This window comes from Cognatiyoonia sediminum, assembly GCF_900129845.1.
In the GTDB taxonomy this organism is placed as follows: Bacteria; Pseudomonadota; Alphaproteobacteria; order Rhodobacterales; family Rhodobacteraceae; genus Cognatiyoonia; species Cognatiyoonia sediminum.
In genome coordinates this window covers 867,444-883,531 of sequence record NZ_FQXB01000001.1, presented here as the reverse complement: position 1 = coordinate 883,531, position 16,088 = coordinate 867,444, and the positions used below count along the sequence as shown (strand labels likewise).

The following is a 16,088-nucleotide window of genomic DNA, read 5'->3' as shown; positions in this document are numbered from 1 at the left end:
GTCTCTCTCCTTACCGGTATGTCACTTGCTTGACCGCCGCGATGACTTCATCGGTGGTGATCAGCGCGTGGCGTTCGAGGTTGGCGGCGTACGGCATCGGCACATCTTTACCGGTGCAATTGATCACTGGCGCATCGAGGTAATCGAACGCTTCTTGCATGATCACGCTGCTGATGTAGTTGCCGACGGAGCCTTGCGGCCAGCCTTCTTCCACAGTCACGCAGCGGTTGGTTTTTTGCACCGACGCCAAAATCGTTGCGGTGTCCATGGGACGCAAGGACCGAAGGTTTATCACCTCTGCATTCACGCCTTCCTCAGCCAGTTTCTCAGCCGCCTCAAGCGCATACGTCATACCAATCCCGAAGGACACGATGGTTACGTCATCACCGGAACGCTCAATCTTGGCTTTGCCGAATGGAATGGTGAAATCATCCATGACCGGCACATCAAAGGACCGACCATAGAGAATTTCGTTTTCAAGGAAGATCACTGGGTTCTGGTCACGGATCGCTGTTTTGAGCAAGCCCTTCGCGTCAGCGGCGGAGTAGGGCATAACGACCTTCAGGCCAGGCACCTGCATGTACCATGCTGCATAATCCTGTGAGTGCTGCGCACCAACGCGCGCCGCCGCACCATTGGGACCACGGAATACCATAGGTGCCCCCATCTGACCGCCTGACATATAGAGCGTCTTTGCGGCAGAGTTGATGATGTGGTCGATGCCCTGCATGGCAAAGTTAAACGTCATGAACTCAACGATTGGCCGCAGCCCGCCGAAAGCGGCGCCTGTGCCGATCCCTGCGAAGCCATGCTCCGTAATCGGTGTGTCGATGACGCGCTTGGATCCGAATTCATCTAGCAAACCTTGCGAAATCTTATAGGCACCTTGATATTCGGCGACCTCTTCTCCCATCAGGAAGACCGTATCGTCGCGGCGCATCTCTTCCGCCATCGCGTCGCGCAGGGCTTCACGAACGGTGGTTTGCTTGACTTCGACGCCTTCGTCCCAATCTGGCGTCGCGTCTGCAACGATAGGAGCAGGTGCCGCAGCCGGTTCCGCAGCAACGGCCGCCGGAGCTTCGGCAACTGGCGCGGCAGCTGGGGCAGGGCTTGCGCCGGCTTCGGGCACTTCCTCACCTTCTTCAACGAGTATGGCGATCACTTCGTTCACTTTGACGCCTTCGGAGCCTTCGGCGACGATGATCTTACCAACGATACCTTCGTCAACCGCTTCGAATTCCATGGTCGCTTTGTCTGTTTCAATCTCTGCGATGATGTCGCCAGAGGAAACGGTATCGCCTTCTTTCACCAGCCATTTGGCCAATGTGCCTTCTTCCATTGTCGGGGAAAGCGCGGGCATGAGGAGTTCAATTGCCATATTGTTTGTCCTATTCACCAGCCGCCGCGCGGCAATGTTCTACCAATTGGGTAATGGTTGCTTCGATCCCTTCGGCGCGGTTCATCGCACCTGGACCAAAAACGATCAACGCAACCTCGGGCGAGGTTTTGTTGATGTTGCATGTGTTACCTTCGCAGGTTGCGCCGTCAGCAAGCCATGAGTCGATATCACTCGGCTGCGCTTCAACCAATTTGCCGACAAGAGAAACCGGCTCCACACCCTCGCGTACCTTATAAGTGAGCTGGAATGCTTCATCGTCGCCAACCATGAGAACGCTCGCCGCTTCGGGTTCAATATCCGAAAAGCCGAAGTTGACTGTCATGGTGCGGCTGGCCCCAGTAGAGGCCGTTTGGGTTAAGGCAGCTTGCCCGCTGCACCCATCTTGAGAGTAATCAAAAGCAACCGCACCGCCGTAGATCGAACCTGTCATGGCGGCGGTGAGTTCTACTGCCGACTGTTCTTCCAACTCATCAGCCGCAAGTGGCGTTGCAAGGCCGGCGACAGCGATTGCAACTTTGCAGAAAACGAGAGGCCGCATCAGACCGCTTCCTCTGCATAAATGTCTGTCCAAAGTTCTTCCAAGGCCGGTTCTGGGCTTTCTTTGGAGAAATCGGCTGCCTCATTCACGACTGCTTTGATCTCTTTGTCGATCGCTTTGAGATCTTCCTCAGAGGCGTGTTTGCCGGTTAACAGCATGTCGCGTACCTGTTCAATTGGATCGCGTTCATCGCGCATTTTCTGCACTTCTTCGCGGGTTCGATATTTTGCAGGGTCCGACATGGAGTGTCCCCGGTAGCGATAGGTTTTGACTTCAAGGATGTAAGGCCCTTTGCCCGCGCGGCAGTGCGCAACGGCGCGTACACCAGCCTCTTTCACCGCAAGAACGTCCATGCCGTCAACTTCCTCGCCGGGGATGCCATAGGCCGCGCCGCGTTCCCAAAGGGACGGGGATTTGGTAGAGCGGGCCACGGATGTGCCCATGGCGTATTGGTTGTTCTCGATCACGAAGACGACCGGAAGATCCCAAAGCTCCGCCATGTTGTAGGTCTCATAGACTTGGCCCTGGTTCGCGGCACCGTCACCGAAATAGGTAAACGTGACGTTGTCGTTGCCTTTGTATTTATCCGCAAAGGCCAGTCCTGCACCTAATGGCACCTGAGCTGCGACGATGCCGTGGCCGCCATAAAAATGCTTCTCTTTCGAGAACATATGCATGGAGCCGCCTTTACCTTTGGAAAATCCGCCTTCACGACCGGTCAATTCGGCCATGATGCCTTTCGGATCCATTCCACAGGCGAGCATATGTCCGTGGTCGCGATAGGAGGTGATGCGCTTGTCGCCATCCTTAGCTGCAGCTTCTAGTCCAACAACAACGGCCTCTTGACCGATGTAAAGGTGGCAAAAGCCGCCGATCAAACCCATGCCGTAAAGCTGGCCCGCTTTTTCTTCAAAGCGGCGGATCATCAACATTTCGCGATAGTAGCCTAAAAGCTCTTCCGCAGAGACGTTGGATTTTTTGGTTGATTTCTTTGGTGGCATAAGGTTCCTCCCAATGCGTCCGTAAAATAGTTTAACGTTAAACTATTTATAAATGATGCGGATTCAAAAATCGAGAGTCAATGCGCCCCTGCGTCAACTTTGCGGCGCATAACCGCTATGCGTTCAGTTAATAACGATTTCGTCGGCGCGGATGAGGCCCAGCACATCACGTGCCTGTTCATCCAAAAGGTCCAGATCAAGGTAGGTATCGGACAGGCGACGCGTGAGGTTTTCCATGCGTGCAACCTCTGTTTCCAAAAGGGCAAGTTCAGCGGAAAGGGCGCGGCCCTCTGCGTTGACTTCCGCTCTTTTGAAGACGCCATAGTCGCCTTGGACCGCGGCAAAGGTAAAGTACAACCCGAGCATCAAAGTGCCGAGAAAGTACATCAAAGAACCCATTGCTGGTCTGCTGCGTCGGATCATGGTTGCCTGCCTTTTCCGCCTCTTGCTGGGCGGGTGCGAACAGATTCGCACATCTGATTCGCCTTGTGAATCCCAAAAATGAAGGTTCCACAAAAAAAGGCCCGAAGGCCCTTTCTCGACGTCTAGGAGACGTTAGCCAGCCATCGAGGCCGCCTGTATTTCATCAATCGTATTGGCAAGCATACCGTTGAAGTCTTCCTCGTTCTGTTGGGCGGACAAGCCTTCTGTCAGCGCGCGAGAGAAGCTGGCGATCACGCCGTTGTTCTGCGCGAGGCGACGATTAGCCTCCGTGCGGTCATATCCGCCTGACAAAGCAACGACACGCAGAACATTTGGATGGTCAACGCAAGGCTGATAGTGACCTGCCACTTCCGGTAGCGTGAGTTTCAGCATTACCGGCACATCATCATCCCAAGCGTCCAACTGCTTTGAAAGCTCGGCCAGCAATAGGTTTTCAGCCTCGGCTTTGTCGTCGATTGAGATTGTAACCTCAGGCTCCACGATCGCGACAAGGCCATGGCCGGCGATCTGTTTTGCGATCTCAAACTGCTGCTCGACGTTAGCGGCAATGCCTTCAGCATTCGCCTCAGAAATAACAGAGCGCATCTTGGTTCCGAACATACCTGCATTCACGGCGCGACCAAGCGTGTCGTCCAGTCCATCAATGGGCTTCATCATCTGAACGCCGTCTTTGATGTCTTCCAAGCCCTTGTCGACTTTCAGAAACGGCACCACGCCATTTTCGTCCCAAAGCGCCTGTGCAGAGGGTTTGTCGCCAATCATACGATCCATCGTCATTTCGAAAAGGATAGCACCCACTACCTTTTCACCGGTGAACGACGGTGCATTGATGATCCGGCTGCGCATCTGATGGATCAGATCGAACATTTCCGCGTCGTTTGAATATGCGTCTTCTTCAACACCATAAAGCCGCAATGCCTTCGGCGTTGAACCGCCTGATTGATCCAAGGCGGCAATGAAGCCGTTTCCGGATTTAATTTGATCAAGCTGTTCTTGGTTAGGCATAGACGACGTATCCAACATTTCGAAAATCCACGGTTAAAGGGCCCCACACCCCGCTGATAGGGGAGAGAAGTTAACCAGACAATGACGGTCGCGCTAACGGTTGCGCTAACAAACGGTCTTTACTGGGAAAGTGCTGCGACACCGGGCAAAATCTTGCCTTCCATCCACTCTAGGAAGGCCCCGCCAGCGGTGGAAATGTAAGTGAAATCGTCAGCGGCACCAGCCTGATTCAAGGCCGCAACCGTATCGCCACCACCGGCGACCGAAATCAGCTTGCCAGCTTTGGAAAGCGACGCCGCCTTCTTCGCCGCGGCGTTTGTGGCAGCATCGAACGGCTCGATCTCAAACGCGCCGAGTGGGCCGTTCCACACCAGCGTCTTGGCATTTTCGAGTACCGATCCGATGTAGGCAACTGTTTCAGGTCCAGCGTCTAGGATCATCGCATCAGATGGGCACGCATCCGGTGCGACGGTTTCATTGGCTGCATTGGCGGCAAATTCACGTGCAACAACGATGTCGCGTGGCAGGATGATTTCGCACCCTGCGACGTCGGCTTTAGACAGAATGTCTCTTGCCGTGTCAGCCAGGTCATGCTCGCACAGCGATTTGCCCACATCGATGCCCTGCGCAGCTAGGAAGGTATTCGCCATGCCACCACCGATGACCAAGTGATCAACTTTGCCAACCAGATTTCCCAGCAAGTCGAGTTTTGTTGAAACCTTTGCACCGCCAACAACAGCAACAACAGGGCGCTCAGGCGTCCCTAAAGCCGCCTCAAGCGCACTAAGCTCTGCTGCCATCAAGCGACCTGCACATGCCGGACGCAACTTTGCGATGGCTTCCGTGCTGGCATGCGCACGATGAGCAGCTGAGAACGCGTCGTTCACGTAGACGTCGCACAGCGACGCAAGGCGTTTCGCAAATTCTGGGTCATTGGCTTCTTCACCCGGGTTGAAGCGTAGGTTTTCGAGCAAAAGAACCTCATTGCCTTCGATTTCTTTTACCGCGTCGCGGTAATCGGAATTGGCCCAAGTCACGGGGAGGCCCAAAACGTCGGCAACTGTTGGAGCCACATGTTCCAAAGACATCTCAGGCACAACTTTACCTTTGGGCCTGCCAAAATGCGCCATTAGAATAACAGTACCGCCCGCGTCTTGAATGTCATAGACCGTCTGCGCAATGCGCTCGATCCGCGTGGCATCGGTGACTTCGCCATTTTCCATCGGAACGTTGATATCGACCCGAACCAAGACCCGCTTGCCTGCCAAATCCATCTCATCGAGTGTTTTCCACGCCATAGCTGTCTCCAATTCGGTCAAAATATGCCGCTCACATGCGCGATCATGCGCGCGCCGTCAACCGCGCCAAATTTCATGAGCCAGGAAATTGCCAAGACTTTTGCACAAAAGTCTTGCGCCCGTTAACGGCGCTTTGACTTGGCAATTCCACCGCCGCGCCATATGTCAAAGCAAATCTGAGAAACAGGAGACCGGCATGGCCGACATCAAAGACCCCGAAAACACGATCATCATGACACTCAAAGACGGTGATGTGGTGATTGAACTGCTGCCAGATGTGGCACCAGCGCATTGTGAACGCATGAAGGAACTGGCGCGTTCGGGAGCTTACGACAATGTGTGCTTTCACCGCGTGATCGATGGCTTCATGGCGCAATCGGGCGACGTGGCAAACGGCAATATGGAAAACAATTTCAATATCGGTCGCGCAGGGACAGGCGGTTCCGATATGCCAGATCTTCCTGCAGAATTCTCCAAGATCCCGCACGCACGTGGCTCCTTGGGTGCTGCGCGTTCGGCAAACCCGAACTCCGCCAACAGCCAGTTCTTCATCAACTTCAAAGACAATGACTTCCTGAATGGTCAGTACACTGTTTACGGTCAGGTGATCTCTGGCATGGAACACGTTGACGCGATCACACGCGGCGAGCCGCCGATGAATCCCGATCGTATGATCAGCGTTAAGGTGGCCGCAGATGTATAAGCTCGCGGCAGCATTCGCGGTTTTGGCCTCGCCAGCGCTTGCAACTGGTTTGGAGATCGATATCGAGGGCGAAGCGAACGGCACAATCGTCGTCGACCTCTTCGAAGACACTGCCCCGCTGCATGTGGCTCAGATCACCTCTATTGCTGAAGGCGGCGAATATGATGGCGTTGTCTTTCACCGCGTGATTGATGGGTTCATGGCGCAAACGGGCGATGTGGAATTCGGTCAGCTTGGCGGCGACATGCGGCTCGCAGGTCGAGGTGGGTCGTCTTTGCCTGACATTCCGGCAGAGTTCAGCGATCAAAACTTTGACCGCGGCATTATCGGTATGGCCCGCGCGCAGAACCCAAACTCCGCCAATAGCCAGTTCTTCATTATGTTCGAAGAGGGGCCATTCCTGAATGGTCAATACACGATCATCGGTGAAGTGACCTCTGGTATGGACATCGTGGATCAGATCAAGCGCGGCACTGGTGCGAACGGCGCCGTTGTCGGTCAACCCGATGTGATGACGGCGGTGCGTGTGACGGACTAATCCGCCTCTGCATCTAGGGAAAAAGAATTAGGGCGCGGTGGTTGACACTGCGCCTTTTCCAATCGCTCATGCGGGCATGGATAAGAAATCAAACATCGACCTGTTTGGCGCGGCCGCACTCACAGGTTTTGCCCTTCTCTTAGCTTTCAATCAGGTGGTCATCAAAGTCACCAACGGCGGTATTCAACCTGTATTCTTTGCAGGAATTAGATCGGTTGGCGCTGTCTTCTGCCTATGGCTCTGGCTGAAATGGCGGGGTATCCCGCTTCAGTATAGTCGCGAAACCGCAGGATGGGGTGTCATCACGGGTGTCATTTTTGGGTTTGAGTTTCTTTGTTTGTTCATGGCGCTTGACCTCACAACAGTGGGTCGAACGGGCGTTATCTTTTATTCAATGCCAGTTTGGCTTGCGTTGATCGCGCATTTCACGCTTCCGGATGATCGACTGACGCCCATCAAATCACTTGGCCTTGTTCTGGCCGTCGCTGGTGTGGCTTGGGCACTTTTGGATCGAGACGGTGGCGAGGCGAGCGTTTGGGGCGATCTTGCTGCTTTGGGGGCAGCCTTGGGCTGGGCGATCACAGCGATGTTGGCAAAGGCATCGCCCTTGAGGAAAGAGCGGCCTGAAATGCAACTCTTTTGGCAGGTGCTGATCTCTGGGCCGGTCCTCATTGTCGCGTCGCTCTTTTTCGGTGATTTGATCCGTGATCTGCAACCTATCCACATCGCCGGATTGATTTTCCAGATCGTAGTCGTGGTGACCGCTGGCTTCGTGTTTTGGCTTTGGCTTTTGTCGATCTACCCAGCTTCTGGCGTGGCTTCATTCAGCTTCCTGTCACCGGTGCTTGCCGTCTTTCTTGGGTGGCTCATGTTAGGGGAAGAAGTCGGCTCATCGCTGATTGTCGCCCTTGTGCTCGTGGCGATTGGGATTGTTCTGATCAATCGACCGTCAAAGGCTTAGGTTCCACAGAACGTCCGAGTTACGACCTCAGCTGCAACAGGCACCTTCGCGAATTTTGCGTTCGCGGTGTAGGGATCTGTCACAGCCGCGAGCATGTCGTGGAAGGGGGCGAAATCGCCCTCAACGCCCGCTTGGATCACGGCTTCAACTTGGTGGTTGCGTGGGATCACCTGAGGGTTTGCCGCTGCCATGATCTCCGCATGCTTTGGCGTCCGTCGCTCCTGCCAACGATCTACCCATGCGCCAAAGGCTTCGCGATCCGCGAAATGATCCGGCGCGTTGATGCTGCTCAGATTGGCAAATGTATTGGTAAAGTCCGAACCCCCAGCAGACATCAAATCAAGCAAATCGTTGATCAGCTGGGTGTCGTCCTTCGTGGGCAGGTCCAAACCTAGCTTGGCGCCAAAGAATTCCAGCCAAGCCGCTTCGTAGAGATCAGGAAAACGGTTCACGCTTTCTGTGAAGATTTCGACGGCTTCGTCCTGATCTGGCATCAAAGGGACCAGAGCCGTCGCTAGCTGTGCCATGTTCCAAACGGCAACACGAGGTTGGTTGCCGTAAGCGTATCGGCCCATCTGGTCGATGGAACTGAAGACCTTCATCGGTTCATAGTCGTCCATGAACGCACAGGGTCCGTAGTCGATGGTTTCGCCTGAAATGGTCACATTGTCCGTATTCATCACACCGTGGATGAAGCCCAGGGACAGCCATTTCGCAACTAGCCTCGCGTGCCGAGCGATCACGGCGTCCAAAACATCTTGAGGGCCGGTTGCCTCAGGATAATGCCGCGCAATCACATGATCTAAAAGCGCTTGGGATGCCTCAGTATCTCGCCTCGCAGCATAAACCTGAAACGTGCCAACACGGATGTGGCTTTGCGCGACACGTGTAAACACGGCACCGGGCAGAGCCGTTTCCCGGTAGACGGTTTCCCCAGTCGTCACAGCAGCCAAGGCACGGGTCGTCGGCACGCCCATAGCGTGCATGGCCTCGCTCACAATGTATTCGCGCAGCACAGGGCCTAGCCACGACCGCCCGTCGCCATTGCGAGAATAGGGCGTGATGCCAGACCCTTTGAGTTGGATGTCGCGGCGGATGCCATCTGTGCCGACGACTTCGCCTAGTAGGATGGCGCGCCCATCGCCAAGCTGCGGGTTCCAATTGCCGAACTGATGGCCTGCGTAGAGCTGCGCCAATGGAGCGGCCCCCTCTGGTATAGTATTTCCAGCAAAAACCTCGGCCGCGTCGTCGCCGAAGGATATACCAAGCTCGGAAGCTAAGGCGTCGTTCTTTGCAATCAACGCGGGTTGCTGCACTGGCGTGGGTCGTTGTGCCGTGAACATATGGTTCGGCAGCCGAGCGAAGGAATTGTCGAAAGGGATCTGGACAGTCATGGTTCAGATATAGGGCGGGTCACGAAAGAACCCGTGTCATCAAGGCGTATTTGTCTCTCATATGAAAACCCAGCCGACGATAGAGGCTCTGTGTCGCACCGTCGTTCCGGTTGACCTCAAGATGAATGGCTTTCAAGCCCGCGCCTTTGAGCGCGCCAATCACACTGTTGAGTGCTTCCTGCGCCAGCCCTCGTTTACGCACGTTGGGCCTGATCCAGATTTCATCGAGGAAGCCATCCATACCGCCAAGCTCTAGCGACCAGCCGAAGGAGATGATCAAGTAGCCGACTGGCGCATTCTTAGGTCCGAAAAGATAGGCGACAGCTAGTGGCGTGCCTTCGAGGATTGGCATCACAGACGCTTCGCGTTCTTCTGCGCTTGTCTCAATCCCGATCTCTTCATGGAACTGAGCTACCATGGTCAGCAGCGCGTTTGCGTCCTCAGGCCCGCACAGATGAATTGCTGATGTCATAGCCGTGCCAACCTTTCTGTCAGCAGTGAAAAGAAGCCGTCGGAATCAAGATCGCCCATGAACATGGCATTGGGTTCACGACCACTAACGCGCCACCAATCGGCAACAGTCATGCCTAAGGTCAATTCGCTTTCGGTCTCGATCTCAACATTCACGAAGCGACCTGTAAACAAGTCCGGCTTGATCAGGTAAGCGATAACACAAGGGTCGTGCAAAGGCGCGCCTTCGCTCCCGTATTTCTCTTTGTCGAAGCGCTCAAAGAAATCCGTCCACTCCGCAACCATCCGACCTGCACGATTACCAATCGATCGAAAGGCTTCAACCCGAGGACGTGTTGTTAGTGCTTTGTGGGTAACGTCGAGCGGCATCACCGTGAGTTTGACGCCGGAACCAAAGACGATCTTCGCAGCCTCTGGATCAACGTAGATATTGAACTCGGCCGCTGGAGTGATGTTGCCAACTTGAAAATACGCACCACCCATCAGGACGATCTCTTGCACACGGTCGACGATATCTGGCGCCCGTTCAAAGGCCGTCGCGATATTGGTGAGCGGGCCAAGGGGGCAGAGCGTGACGGTGCCGAACGGTTCCGCACGTAGGGTCTCAATGATGAAGTCAACGCCGCCTTGGTCTTGAAGCGGCATCGTTGGATCGTCCATTTTCGGGCCGTCTAAACCGGTTTTCCCATGAACATGTTCAGCCGTAACCAGCTTGCGTTTGATCGGCTCCGCTTCGCCGGCAAAGACCTTGGTTTCGGGTTTTCCAGCCAATTCGCACACAATCCGCGCGTTCTTTTCTGTCAGCGGCAGCGGCACGTTTCCGGCCACAGCGACAACGCCCAAGACGTCAACGTCCTCGGGGGAGGCCAAGGCCAATAGGATGGCGACTGCATCGTCTTGGCCTGGATCCGTGTCGATGATGATTTTGCGTGGGGACATGTAAGCCTCTTTGCCTTTTTCCCTTAGAGTGGCGCTTGGTGAGAATAAGGGCAAGCGGCATTTTTTGCGCACTATCGGCCTGTGGTCGCCGGTTTTCAGGCTCAAAGAGACTGATCCTTCCACCGCCGTTCTGGTCGATCACTTCTGGCACGCAATTGCGCAAAATTACAGGGAGCGAGAGCGGGCATTTCTACCGGCAAAGGACCTGTTCATATCTGCTTTCACGCCGCGCATGTCGCGCTGTGATAGGAAATGGAGTTCCCAAATGACCAAAGCCACCCGCACCCTTGCATTTGTGACGATATTCGCCGCAACGCCTGTTCTGGCGATGGATGCCGAGATCGATGCCGACGCTGATGGAATGTACAGTTATCCCGAGCTTCAAACAGCGATGCCTGAGATGACCGAAGATCAGTTCATCGTCATGGACGTGAACGGAGACGGACTGCTCGACGAGACAGAAGTCGCTGCTGCGACAGAAGCAGGGCTGCTACCTGCTACTGAAGGGTAAATGCTTTTGCGCCCTGCCTTTCATGGTGTCGGGCGCACCGCTTCAGGAGGTTTTCGCTTCTGATCCGCGGGCAAGGGCCGCGACGCCCGTTCTTGCCACTTCCTGCAAACCCAAAGGCCGCATTAGGTCAGCAAAGGCGTCGATTTTCTCAGGCGTGCCAGTAATTTCGAAAACAAAACTTTCGAGCGTGCTGTCCACAACATTGGCACGGAAAATGTCTGCCAGACGGATCGCTTCGATTCGGTGGTCGCCCGAGCCTGCCACTTTCAACAGGGCCAATTCGCGTTCAACAGTCGGGCCTTCCACCGTTAGGTCATGGACCTGATGCACGGGTACGATCCGGCTGAGTTGGGATTTGATCTGTGTGATGATCTGCGGCTTGCCGGAGGTCACGATGGTGATGCGGGACCGATGCCCTTCGTGATCCACCTCCGCCACGGTGAGGCTTTCGATATTGTAGCCACGACCAGAGAAAAGCCCGATGACGCGGGCGAGCACACCAGGTTCGTTGGCGACGATCACAGCCAAAGTATGCCGCTCAACCTCATCCCCGTAGCTGGAACGGAGGTTGTATGCAGAATGGCTTGTTGCGCCTTTTTTGATTTTTAGTGGGGACATCTTGTCGTCCTTCAAAACGTTATTTTATTGGTACACCGTGCGTACACAGGCTGTACACACAGCGTACACAGCCCGTGCATACAGTTTTCATCACACCATCACCGCGCCGCCGGCTTGAATGGCGTTGGTGGTGTCCGCATTTTCGCCGAGCAACATCTCATTATGCGGCTTGCCAGATGGGATCATCGGGAAGCAGTTTTCGTGCTTCTCGATCAAGCAATCGAACAGAACTGGACCGTCATGATTGATCATCTCCATGATCGCATCATCCAGATCATCGGGGTCGCTGACCATGATACCTTTGGCGCCGAAAGCTTCCGCCAGTTTGACGAAATCGGGCAGGGCTTCGGACCATGATTGGCTGTAGCGCTCGCCATGCAGAAGCTCTTGCCACTGCCGGACCATGCCCAGACGTTCGTTGTTCAGGATGAATTGCTTGACGGGCAGGTTGTATTGAACGGCTGTGCCCAGCTCCTGCATGTTCATCAGCCAAGACGCTTCGCCTGCGACGTTGATCACCAGTGCATCGCGGTGTGCCAGTTGCACACCGACAGAGGCAGGGAAGCCGTAACCCATGGTGCCCAGACCGCCAGAGGTCATCCAACGGTTCGGATCTTCGAACCCAAGGTACTGCGCCGCCCACATTTGGTGCTGGCCCACTTCGGTGCAGATGTAGCGATCATGGCTTTTGGTCAGAGCTTCCAACCGCGCAACCGCGTGTTGCGGTTTAATGGTCTTGCCTTCTTGCTTGAACTTCAGGCAATCGACCTGTTTCCATTCGTTGATTTGATCCCACCACTTGGACAGACCTTCTTTGTTGGTCTTGCGTCCGCGAGATTTCCAGACCTTCAAAAGGTCTTCCAACACGTGAGCCACATCGCCCAAGATTGGGATATCCACGCGTATGACTTTGTTGATGGAGGAAGCGTCGATGTCGATATGCGCTTTCTTTGAGCCTGGGGAGAATTTATCCACCAAACCGGTGATCCGGTCATCAAAGCGCGCGCCGATGTTAATCATCAGATCGCAGTCGTGCATCGCCATGTTGGCCTCATAGAGACCGTGCATGCCTAACATGCCCAGCCAGTTTTCGCCAGAAGCCGGATAACAGCCTAACCCCATCAGAGTTGATGTGATTGGGAAATTGGTTTCTGCCACCAGTTCGCGCAGCAATTGGCTTGCCGCAGGGCCAGAATTGATCACGCCGCCGCCGGTATAGAAGATTGGGCGCTTGGCGGTCTCCATGGCTTTCGCCAATTCGGTGATTGCATCCAGATCGCCTTTGACCTGTGGCGCGTAATGGGTCTCTACCTGACGGGCCTCAGTATATTTCCCAGTTGCGAATTGAACGTCCTTTGGAATGTCGATCAGAACCGGACCGGGGCGGCCGGAGGTTGCGACATGAAACGCCTCATGCATCGTTGCTGCCAGTCTGTCGGTTTCTTTGACCAGCCAGTTATGTTTCGTGCAGGGGCGGGTGATGCCGACGGTGTCCGCCTCTTGGAAAGCGTCGGAGCCGATCATGAACGTCGGGACCTGGCCGGTCAGAACGATGATCGGGATCGAGTCCATCAGGGCATCGGTCAGGCCTGTCACAGCATTTGTCGCGCCGGGGCCGGATGTTACGAGTGCAACACCTGGCTTGCCAGTTGAACGGGCATAGCCTTCGGCCGCGTGAACAGCGCCTTGTTCGTGGCGCACCAAAATGTGCTGAATGTGGTTTTGCTGAAAGATCTCGTCATAGATTGGGAGGACAGCACCACCGGGATATCCAAAGACGACCTCCACACCTTGGTCTACCAAGGCTTGAACGACCATTTTTGCACCGGTCATGGTTTTACTCATCTGTCTCGCGTCCTTTTCTACCGCGTTGCTCTCAGTCACAAAAAAACCCCCGAGGATGTCGGGGGCGCATGGGATCGTTATGGTCTTACCGTTACCGGCCCATGCGCATCATATCCACCACTAGTACGAGAATAGATTTCATCTCGGGGTCCTTTCGTGTGGCGAGACCCTATGCGGCAGCGCAGAGAGCGTCAACAGGAGATGTGGAGAAAATTTCGCCGCAGGGCAAAAAATTGCAACTTTATTTCAAAGTTAGTTTCAATTAGGCGCTCCGGGGTGTCTTGCGAAAAACAAACAAACCAAGCAGAGCAGATAGCAACAGTGCAGCACCCGCGGGGAGGGGAACGGCCTCGGGAGAGTTTGGAGCGGAGCTGGTGCGGAATGTTGGGAAGGCAGCTCGTATGAACGGTGACGTAAAGTCAGGAGGATTGAACGATGCGGTCTCATCTGATGCATAAACGCGGCAGCGGAAAATATCGCGCGGCTGTTTGAATCCAGATATGGTGGAGTCTTCCGAATTCGTCGTAGCGCCGAAGCTAAGCCTTTGAGATTCAGGGACAGAAGAGTGGTCTTCGCCGCCCATCGCGTAGCCCACAACATGCGGCATTGACATATTCAGCCACGTAACCCCCGATATTTTTGGCGTTCGCGGTTGGCTAGGCGCCGCAGGTTGAAACGTTGCAGTTCGCAACCAGGCAAGCCCTCCTTGTTCCGACGAGGAGAGGGCAACATTGTAAAAGTCATTGGGGAACCCACAAGTGGAGTCCTGCTCGCGCACGACAAAGGTTGTCAGGTTCGAGGTTTTTTCTTCGCCGTCTTCTAGATCCGGCCAAGACAGCGCGTTTCCGGTGGGGAAAGAAACTTCACTTGTACTCGTTTCCTCCGGTCGGAATCCAATTTCGGTCTCGCTCGTCTTAGTTCTGTACCACCGAATTCTGGGATCATCGACGTCCGTAAACCGGCCGTTCCGCTGAAGGAGGCGGAAGATAACTTTGCGTTCCGTGGCCAGCCAATGTTTGATTTCCAGCAGCTTCTCTGGCTCGTCCTTTGCGTTTTCCAAGACCTCTAGCGGGCTCAGAAAACGAGGCGTGCGTGCGGTGAAATTGATCTGATAAATGTTGCGCGTCTCGATGCTCCGCGCGGCAGATACGTTCTCAAGCTGGATGTCTTCTGTCAAAGCGAATGTCGCAGCAGAAAGAGGCCCACTTGCAACCATCGCAAGAAAGCCAATCAAAGCGGATATGATAAGGGTGAACCTTTTACCCTTCATCCAACTCTCCAACAGCGTTTGCGACAGGCGCAAACTCAACAACCCCAAGATGACGGTTAATTTAGTCTTAATTGGGGCATTAGGATGGTTTGGTAGGGGTTAGAAGGTCAGTGTAATTGTTTTATAGTTTTATCTTAAATATTTAAAATGTATATATAATATATAGTTTATTGGGTGTAGAGCAGGTGGGTCTGTGCCTTGGTGGGCATCGACCATCTTATTTCGATCGTCGATGCCGCCATTTTTGATCTAAAGGCGCTGAGTTTACTCGCCGACTTTATCCTGAGTTTTGGTGTTGAAATCATCCGCACTGTGGCGTTCGTGTAGCTGCTCGGACGGTTCACCCCACGCGCGGTTCACCATCTTGCCGCGTTTGAACGCGGGGCGAGCGTTGATTTCGTCAGTCCAGCGGATAACGTTGGTGTAGCTAGCAACGTCGAGGAACTCCGCCGCGTCATAGACAAGACCTTTCACCAAAGCCCCGTACCACGGCGCTGTGGCCATATCAGCGATGGTGTATTCGTCACCGGCAAGGAATTGGCGCTCAGCAAGGTTGCGATCTAAAACATCGAGCTGGCGCTTTGCTTCCATCGCGAAGCGGTTGATCGGGTATTCGAATTTCTCGGGTGCGTAGGCGTAGAAATGTCCGAAGCCACCGCCAAGGTAGGGGGCGGAGCCGTGCAGCCAGAAGAGCCAGTTCAGAGTTTCGGTGCGTTTGGCAATGTCGGTGGAGAGGAATGCGCCGTATTTTTCAGCCAGATAGATCAGGATCGAGCCCGTCTCGAAGACTTTGACGCCGTTCGATTTGTCCAGCATCGCGGGAATTTTGGAGTTTGGGTTGATGTCAACGAAGCCAGAGCCAAACTGATCGCCTTCTTGGATGTTGATCAGCCACGCGTCGTATTCGGCCTCATGACCAGACTCGAGCAGTTCCTCTAACATAACAGTCACTTTGACGCCGTTTGGTGTCGCGAGTGAATAAAGCTGTAAGTCATGCTCGCCAACGGGCAATTCTTTGTCATGCGTTGCGCCTGCAATCGGGCGGTTGATATTCGCAAACTGGCCGCCACTTTCGGCATCCCATGTCCAGACTTTCGGGGGGGTATAGGTCATAGATCACTCCTTTGTTAAAGGTTAAGTAATCTCAATTGGG

General features: G+C 54.5%; 17 protein-coding genes. 4 read left to right on the top strand and 13 right to left on the bottom strand.

The window, feature by feature from the left end; genetic code table 11:
* Nucleotides 1-10: 10 nt before the first annotated feature.
* The 6 genes from BUA85_RS04415 to BUA85_RS04390 form a co-directional block, all read right to left on the bottom strand.
* Nucleotides 11-1,378, bottom strand: a complete 1,368-nt coding sequence (locus BUA85_RS04415; protein ID WP_072899605.1) for a pyruvate dehydrogenase complex E1 component subunit beta — start codon at nt 1,376-1,378, stop codon at nt 11-13.
* A 10-nt stretch (nt 1,379-1,388) separates the two neighbouring features.
* Nucleotides 1,389-1,937: a hypothetical protein gene (locus tag BUA85_RS04410; protein ID WP_072899604.1), complete on the bottom strand. Its 549-nt coding sequence runs from the start codon at nt 1,935-1,937 to the stop codon at nt 1,389-1,391.
* Nucleotides 1,937-2,938: a pyruvate dehydrogenase (acetyl-transferring) E1 component subunit alpha gene (pdhA, locus tag BUA85_RS04405; RefSeq protein WP_072899603.1), complete on the bottom strand. Its 1,002-nt coding sequence runs from the start codon at nt 2,936-2,938 to the stop codon at nt 1,937-1,939. The genes BUA85_RS04410 and pdhA overlap by 1 nt, the downstream gene beginning before the upstream one ends.
* 123 nt (nt 2,939-3,061) lie before the next feature.
* A complete protein-coding gene (locus BUA85_RS04400; RefSeq protein ID WP_110559071.1) occupies nt 3,062-3,361 on the bottom strand; it encodes an FtsB family cell division protein in 300 nt (99 codons plus the stop codon).
* A 132-nt stretch (nt 3,362-3,493) separates the two neighbouring features.
* Nucleotides 3,494-4,387 (bottom strand): fructose bisphosphate aldolase, encoded by an 894-nt coding sequence (locus tag BUA85_RS04395; RefSeq protein ID WP_072899602.1) that lies wholly within the window; start codon nt 4,385-4,387, stop codon nt 3,494-3,496.
* A gap of 119 nt (nt 4,388-4,506) precedes the next feature.
* Nucleotides 4,507-5,685: a phosphoglycerate kinase gene (locus BUA85_RS04390; RefSeq protein WP_072899601.1), complete on the bottom strand. Its 1,179-nt coding sequence runs from the start codon at nt 5,683-5,685 to the stop codon at nt 4,507-4,509.
* 196 nt (nt 5,686-5,881) lie between these two features.
* Between BUA85_RS04390 and BUA85_RS04385 the strand changes: the two genes are divergently transcribed.
* The 3 genes from BUA85_RS04385 to BUA85_RS04375 all read left to right on the top strand — a co-directional run bounded on the left by BUA85_RS04385 (nt 5,882) and on the right by BUA85_RS04375 (nt 7,887).
* On the top strand, nt 5,882-6,388 hold the full coding sequence (locus BUA85_RS04385) for a peptidylprolyl isomerase (protein ID WP_072900412.1): 507 nt from the start codon (nt 5,882-5,884) through the stop codon (nt 6,386-6,388).
* Nucleotides 6,381-6,926: a peptidylprolyl isomerase gene (locus BUA85_RS04380; protein ID WP_072899600.1), complete on the top strand. Its 546-nt coding sequence runs from the start codon at nt 6,381-6,383 to the stop codon at nt 6,924-6,926. The genes BUA85_RS04385 and BUA85_RS04380 overlap by 8 nt, the downstream gene beginning before the upstream one ends.
* Before the next feature lie 76 nt (nt 6,927-7,002).
* Entirely contained in the window at nt 7,003-7,887 is an 885-nt protein-coding gene (locus BUA85_RS04375; RefSeq protein ID WP_072899598.1) for a DMT family transporter, read from the top strand.
* On the opposite strand, the gene BUA85_RS04370 is transcribed toward BUA85_RS04375, so the two are convergent.
* From BUA85_RS04370 to BUA85_RS04360, 3 genes are read right to left on the bottom strand one after another with little or no spacing between them, the layout of a single operon-like run.
* Nucleotides 7,884-9,281, bottom strand: a complete 1,398-nt coding sequence (locus tag BUA85_RS04370) for a protein adenylyltransferase SelO (RefSeq protein ID WP_072899596.1) — start codon at nt 9,279-9,281, stop codon at nt 7,884-7,886. The genes BUA85_RS04375 and BUA85_RS04370 overlap by 4 nt on opposite strands.
* Before the next feature lie 19 nt (nt 9,282-9,300).
* The gene (locus tag BUA85_RS04365) at nt 9,301-9,753 is read right to left on the bottom strand and encodes a GNAT family N-acetyltransferase (protein ID WP_072899594.1); all 453 of its coding nucleotides are present in this window, start codon (nt 9,751-9,753) and stop codon (nt 9,301-9,303) included.
* Entirely contained in the window at nt 9,750-10,691 is a 942-nt protein-coding gene (locus BUA85_RS04360; RefSeq protein ID WP_072899592.1) for a nucleoside hydrolase, read from the bottom strand. Before BUA85_RS04360 ends, BUA85_RS04365 begins: the two co-directional genes overlap by 4 nt.
* A 265-nt stretch (nt 10,692-10,956) precedes the next feature.
* Here BUA85_RS04360 and BUA85_RS04355 point away from each other — a divergent pair, with 265 nt between their 5' ends.
* Entirely contained in the window at nt 10,957-11,202 is a 246-nt protein-coding gene (locus BUA85_RS04355; RefSeq protein ID WP_072900411.1) for an EF-hand domain-containing protein, read from the top strand.
* A gap of 42 nt (nt 11,203-11,244) precedes the next feature.
* Here the strand turns inward: BUA85_RS04355 and ilvN are convergent, their stop codons facing one another.
* The 4 genes from ilvN to yghU all read right to left on the bottom strand — a co-directional run bounded on the left by ilvN (nt 11,245) and on the right by yghU (nt 16,048).
* Nucleotides 11,245-11,820 carry an acetolactate synthase small subunit gene (gene ilvN / locus BUA85_RS04350; RefSeq protein ID WP_072899590.1) on the bottom strand — a complete coding sequence of 192 codons (576 nt, stop codon included), beginning with the start codon at nt 11,818-11,820 and terminating at the stop codon, nt 11,245-11,247.
* A gap of 90 nt (nt 11,821-11,910) precedes the next feature.
* Entirely contained in the window at nt 11,911-13,665 is a 1,755-nt protein-coding gene (locus BUA85_RS04345) for an acetolactate synthase 3 large subunit (protein ID WP_072899588.1), read from the bottom strand.
* A 262-nt stretch (nt 13,666-13,927) separates the two neighbouring features.
* Entirely contained in the window at nt 13,928-14,935 is a 1,008-nt protein-coding gene (locus BUA85_RS04340; protein ID WP_072899586.1) for a hypothetical protein, read from the bottom strand.
* Between the two features lie 264 nt (nt 14,936-15,199).
* Nucleotides 15,200-16,048 carry a glutathione-dependent disulfide-bond oxidoreductase gene (gene yghU / locus BUA85_RS04335; RefSeq protein ID WP_072899584.1) on the bottom strand — a complete coding sequence of 283 codons (849 nt, stop codon included), beginning with the start codon at nt 16,046-16,048 and terminating at the stop codon, nt 15,200-15,202.
* Nucleotides 16,049-16,088 lie beyond the last annotated feature (40 nt).

Coding starts and splice junctions, on each gene's coding strand:
- BUA85_RS04370 (WP_072899596.1), bottom strand. CDS start 9,281: ATGACTGTCCAGATCCCTTTCGACAATTCCTTCGCTCGGCTGCCGAAC.
- BUA85_RS04390 (WP_072899601.1), bottom strand. CDS start 5,685: ATGGCGTGGAAAACACTCGATGAGATGGATTTGGCAGGCAAGCGGGTC.
- BUA85_RS04375 (WP_072899598.1), top strand. CDS start 7,003: ATGGATAAGAAATCAAACATCGACCTGTTTGGCGCGGCCGCACTCACA.
- pdhA (WP_072899603.1), bottom strand. CDS start 2,938: ATGCCACCAAAGAAATCAACCAAAAAATCCAACGTCTCTGCGGAAGAG.
- BUA85_RS04340 (WP_072899586.1), bottom strand. CDS start 14,935: ATGAAGGGTAAAAGGTTCACCCTTATCATATCCGCTTTGATTGGCTTT.
- BUA85_RS04415 (WP_072899605.1), bottom strand. CDS start 1,378: ATGGCAATTGAACTCCTCATGCCCGCGCTTTCCCCGACAATGGAAGAA.
- BUA85_RS04385 (WP_072900412.1), top strand. CDS start 5,882: ATGGCCGACATCAAAGACCCCGAAAACACGATCATCATGACACTCAAA.
- ilvN (WP_072899590.1), bottom strand. CDS start 11,820: ATGTCCCCACTAAAAATCAAAAAAGGCGCAACAAGCCATTCTGCATAC.
- BUA85_RS04365 (WP_072899594.1), bottom strand. CDS start 9,753: ATGACATCAGCAATTCATCTGTGCGGGCCTGAGGACGCAAACGCGCTG.
- BUA85_RS04410 (WP_072899604.1), bottom strand. CDS start 1,937: ATGCGGCCTCTCGTTTTCTGCAAAGTTGCAATCGCTGTCGCCGGCCTT.
- BUA85_RS04380 (WP_072899600.1), top strand. CDS start 6,381: ATGTATAAGCTCGCGGCAGCATTCGCGGTTTTGGCCTCGCCAGCGCTT.
- BUA85_RS04400 (WP_110559071.1), bottom strand. CDS start 3,361: ATGATCCGACGCAGCAGACCAGCAATGGGTTCTTTGATGTACTTTCTC.
- BUA85_RS04355 (WP_072900411.1), top strand. CDS start 10,957: ATGACCAAAGCCACCCGCACCCTTGCATTTGTGACGATATTCGCCGCA.
- BUA85_RS04360 (WP_072899592.1), bottom strand. CDS start 10,691: ATGTCCCCACGCAAAATCATCATCGACACGGATCCAGGCCAAGACGAT.
- BUA85_RS04395 (WP_072899602.1), bottom strand. CDS start 4,387: ATGCCTAACCAAGAACAGCTTGATCAAATTAAATCCGGAAACGGCTTC.
- yghU (WP_072899584.1), bottom strand. CDS start 16,048: ATGACCTATACCCCCCCGAAAGTCTGGACATGGGATGCCGAAAGTGGC.
- BUA85_RS04345 (WP_072899588.1), bottom strand. CDS start 13,665: ATGAGTAAAACCATGACCGGTGCAAAAATGGTCGTTCAAGCCTTGGTA.